Source organism: Flavobacterium sp. (assembly GCF_035760125.1).
GTDB lineage: Bacteria > Bacteroidota > Bacteroidia > Flavobacteriales > Flavobacteriaceae > Flavobacterium.
The window spans coordinates 1-3,608 of the sequence record NZ_DASTTN010000102.1 but is presented as its reverse complement, the minus strand read 5'-3'; the positions used below and the strand labels follow the sequence as shown (position 1 = coordinate 3,608).

Here is a 3,608-nt window from a genome sequence, read left to right as displayed (position 1 = left end):
TGATGCGCTGTAAAGAATCGATAATTTTTCTGTTCAATGATCCTGCAGCTTCCCGATACGGGCTTGATTTCTTTTCCCCTCCAGATCGTGACGGCCAATGATTCACAATAATGTGAATTTCTTCACCATTCAAAAAACCGGTTACAAGCAATTGGTCTCTAGTGTAAACCCGATAGTTTTTGGTATTGACTTGGATTACATCCTCGGTTTCTAAGTACTCGGAAGAATCTGTTTTTAAAGTTTCTTTAACCGGCTGTTCTCCTTTATATACATACAATGGAACATTTATGTAACTCGTTGGCTGGAATTGTTTCTTTTGATACAATAAGGCTACGTCGATTCCTCTTTTGTCGGGTGAATCAAAATGGATAATTCCATAATCCTTGTCAATTAATTTAGGCTGTTTTATTAAATCCTCGAGTACAGAACGATTTTCAATTTCGACTCCGCCTATAAATGTTGGTGAATTAGAGTTTTCAGCAGTCCCGATTTCAGACAAAACACGAGCTAGATTTTCTAATTTGTGCTGATATTTTTTGGTGTTCCAATGCTGATCCCCCGTTGGGGTCCATTCCTCATCATTGGTAATAGGATCATTAATAGTGTCGAAGCAATTTTCAAAATTGTAAAAAGCTACTGTATGTATCGCAAAAGCCTTACTCTGTCCGTTACTTTTTGAAATTAATAGAAATAAACTCAGACAAAAAAAGGTCTTTTTAATTATCATTACACATTCTATAATAGGTTCTAGTTTTGTAAATATAGTAATTTGATTACAATTATTTGTTGTCTTTAAGAAATGTATATCTTTGCTTTAACTCTGAATCCTTATAATAATTCATATCTCAAAAGCTCAGCATGTATAGCAATCCATTTTCTTTTAATCAAAAACAATGTGTTTTGTATCCAATGCTATTGCTTATTTTTGTTTTACAATCTATAAACAGTCAAGCTCAAACTACTATGATCACACCACCTTATTTACAAAAAGGAGATACCATTGCTATTGTTGCAACCGCTAGAAAAAATGTTGATGACAACCTAAAACCCACTATAGACTTATTGCATTCATGGGGTCTGGAAGTTGTTGTTGGGAGCACTATCGGATTAGACCTTAATCAGTTGGCGGGAACTGATGAACAACGCGCCGCCGATTTTCAGCATCAAATGGATAATCCAAATATCAAGGCAATTTGGTGTGCCCGTGGCGGATATGGTACGGTACGAATGATTGATTTGTTGGATTTTACCAAATTTAAACAACACCCAAAATGGATTGTTGGCTTTAGCGACGTTACGGTTTTGCACAATCATCTTAATACGATGGGCTACAAATCGATACATGGCACTATGCCCATTAGTGTTGAAAAAACAGCACCCGAATCTATTTCGACTTTAAGAACAGCTTTGTTTGGCGATCCTTTGGTATATAAAATCGATCCGTTCCCGATGAATCGTTTCGGGAAAGCCACTGGTGAATTGGTGGGTGGCAATTTATCTATTTTATATAGTTTGTTGGGATCTAAATCAGCTATTGATTGTAACGATAAAATTTTGTTCATAGAAGATTTGGACGAATATCTTTATCACATTGACCGAATGATGATGAACCTAAAACGCAATGGTTGTCTTGAAAGCATCAAAGGAATTATTGTGGGAGGAATGACCAAAATGAAAGACAATGATATACCTTGGGGGAAAAACGCCAATGAAATTGTTCAGGATGTAACCAAAAAATATAATATTCCGGTACTCTATAATTTCCCGGCAGGACACGTTCACGACAACAGAGCCTTGATTATGGGTAATATAGTGAGTATGGATGTGAATGAGAATTGCAATACTGTGATTTTTCAAAAGTAAAATGATTGATGATTTTTGATTAACGATTTTTGATTGCAGATTTGTTACAACGGAAATTTGATATTAAATTTTGAATTTTCTGCTTCTTAAATCTAAAATCGTTAATCTAAAATCTAAAATTCCTATGGCTGAACACAATGAACTGGGAAAACTGGGGGAAGATCTTGCGGTAGATTACCTTAAAAAAAATGGGTACACTATTCTTGATACCAACTGGACATTCCAGAAAGCAGAAATTGATATTATTGCCAAGATAGATAACATACTTGCTATTATAGAAGTAAAAACCCGTTCGTCTCTCGAATTTGGTTTGCCACAAGATTTTGTAAAACCAAAAAAAATCCAACTCTTGGTAAAAGCTGTAGATGCTTACGTAATCGAAAAAGATTTGGATTTGAATGTTCGTTTTGACATCATCGCAATCCACAAAAAAGGTAAATCATTTGCAATTGAACACCTTATAGACGCTTTTTTTCATTTTTAAAGAAATTTAACAATGTTATATTTGTAACAAATTGTTTTTTATGTATATTTGTACCGATTTTAAAACCAAAAACTAAGTATTAACTACGTACAAACCACTATACATTATGAAAACAGTTTCCTCAATCGTTGAAAATTACATCAAAACCAAGCCTTTTTTGTTGAATGCATTGTCACTTGGCATTATCAATTTGACTTCTTTGTCAAGAAATATTATGACCGAATTGGAAAGTGAATTTGGAAAAGAAGTAAAACAAGGAGCTGTGGTGATGGCTCTGAAACGATTGACAGAAGAATTAGATTTTAGACTCAATCATAAAATAAATAAAGTAATAAAAAATATAGGCGAAATCACTGTACGTTCCGCATTGACAGATTATACATTTGCAGTTTCAGACACGGTTTTGAACAAACAAGCCGATTTAATTACCGATATCAATTCGTTACCGGATATTTTTTATACCTCATCCAAAGGAGTAAATGAGACTAACATTGTGGTAAGTAATAGTGTCAATCACTTGGTTGAAAAACATTTTGCTTCTGAAAAATTGATTCAGAAATTGGATAATTTAGCTTCAATAACAGTAAAATTACCAAAAGAGAATATTGTTGTACCAGGAATTTATTATTTCATTTTCCAACGTTTGGCTTGGGAAGGAATTATCATCAATGAGGTAATTTCAACTTCAAATGAATTCACGATTATGGTTAGTGAAAATGAGGTTGACGTAGCTTTTAAGGTGATTAAAGATTTGAAGAATTAAAAAATCTATTCTTATTAATAAAAAACGAAGCTATATGCTTCGTTTTTTATTTTGTTCTAATTTAGAAATAACATTTTCTAATACCTAAATTTACATTTTAATCACAAAAGACACTAAATATTTTCTTGTGATTTAAAATCAGTCTATTCATAAACACAAATGCTATGTTAACGCCTTCATATCAAAAGTTAAAAGACATTTTATCAGTATCGATTGATCCCAAACGTATTTTGACCAATCCTTTGCAAACCCTTGCTTATGGAACAGATGCCAGTTTTTATAGACTTATTCCAAAAATAGTAATTCTAGCACACAACGAATCTGAAATTATCGAAATTATAAAACAGGCCAAAATACTTGACATTGCTTTGACTTTTAGGGCTGCAGGAACCAGTTTGTCGGGCCAAGCCATTACGGATTCGGTTTTGGTGGTTGCGACGCACGGCTGGAAAGATTTTGAGCTCTTGGATAACAATCAAAAAGTAAAACTCGAACCTG

General features: G+C 33.5%; 5 protein-coding genes. 4 read left to right on the top strand and 1 reads right to left on the bottom strand.

Going from position 1 to position 3,608, the window contains the following annotated elements; translation table 11 throughout:
* Positions 1-727, bottom strand: a 727-nt coding sequence (locus tag VFS71_RS04050; protein WP_326399527.1) for an endonuclease/exonuclease/phosphatase family protein, incomplete at its 3' end; no start/stop codon positions are given.
* A 236-nt stretch (positions 728-963) separates the two neighbouring features.
* Between VFS71_RS04050 and VFS71_RS04045 the strand changes: the two genes are divergently transcribed.
* From VFS71_RS04045 to VFS71_RS04030, 4 genes are all read left to right on the top strand, one after another.
* Positions 964-1,863 carry an LD-carboxypeptidase gene (locus tag VFS71_RS04045; protein WP_326399529.1) on the top strand — a complete coding sequence of 300 codons (900 nt, stop codon included), beginning with the start codon at positions 964-966 and terminating at the stop codon, positions 1,861-1,863.
* Between the two features lie 124 nt (positions 1,864-1,987).
* Entirely contained in the window at positions 1,988-2,347 is a 360-nt protein-coding gene (locus tag VFS71_RS04040) for a YraN family protein (RefSeq protein WP_326399525.1), read from the top strand.
* Between the two features lie 106 nt (positions 2,348-2,453).
* Positions 2,454-3,110: an aspartate kinase gene (locus VFS71_RS04035; protein ID WP_111408296.1), complete on the top strand. Its 657-nt coding sequence runs from the start codon at positions 2,454-2,456 to the stop codon at positions 3,108-3,110.
* Positions 3,111-3,274: 164 nt separating this feature from the next.
* Positions 3,275-3,608, top strand: a 334-nt coding sequence (locus VFS71_RS04030) for an FAD-binding protein (RefSeq protein ID WP_326399524.1), incomplete at its 3' end; no start/stop codon positions are given.

What these genes read in the sequence shown, in the direction of transcription:
- VFS71_RS04045 (WP_326399529.1), top strand. Translation starts at nt 964, where the DNA reads ATGATCACACCACCTTATTTACAAAAAGGAGATACCATTGCTATTGTT.
- VFS71_RS04040 (WP_326399525.1), top strand. Translation starts at nt 1,988, where the DNA reads ATGGCTGAACACAATGAACTGGGAAAACTGGGGGAAGATCTTGCGGTA.
- VFS71_RS04035 (WP_111408296.1), top strand. Translation starts at nt 2,454, where the DNA reads ATGAAAACAGTTTCCTCAATCGTTGAAAATTACATCAAAACCAAGCCT.